We start from the raw sequence: 646 nt of genomic DNA on the forward strand, positions 1-646 counted from the left end.
GCCCAGGTCGGCGCGCAGCGAGGCATCGAGTGTCAGCGCCTGCGCCGACACCGGGCTCAGGTGCGTCAGTTGCCCGCGCCACGCGCTCGGCAGCACCAGCAGCAGCGCGAGCGCCGCCGCGCCGAGCCCGCCCCAGAACCAGCGCAGCTGCGGCAGCGCAGCCGCGGCCCGCGCGGTGGCCTGGCCGAGGCGCATCCGCAGCCCGAGGCCGGGCGCGCCGTCGGGGGCCAGGTCGGTCAGCAGGTAGCGCGTGGTCAGCGCCGCGGCCAGCAGGCCGGCGACCGAGAACACGCCGAGCTGCGCCAGCCCGCCGAAGCCGGAGAACACCAGCGCCGAGAAGCCGGCCAGCGAGGTCAGCAGGCCCCAGCGCACGGTCGGCCAGTTGTGCCGGCGCCAGTGCAGTGCGCCGCTGCCAGTGCCCGGCGTGGCGCGGGCCTGCACCAGGTAGTAGATCGCGTAGTCGACCGCCTCGCCGATCAGCGTGGTGCCGAAGCCGAGCGTCATGCCGTGCACCTGGCCGAAGCCGAGGCTCACCGCCACCGTGCCGGCCAGCACGCCGCTCGCGACCGGCAGCAGCGCGACGCCCAGCGCCTTCAGCGAACCGAACGCGAGCAGCAGCAGCGCGAGCACGATCGCGCCGTCCCAC

At 76.0% G+C, this 646-nt stretch carries 1 pseudogene; it reads right to left on the reverse strand.

From position 1 onward, the window contains the following. A pseudogene (locus AC1D15_RS35945) lies at positions 1–646 on the reverse strand (MMPL family transporter); the annotation flags it as partial.

The sequence above is a fragment of the Rhizobacter sp. P2_H2 genome, assembly GCF_056403375.1.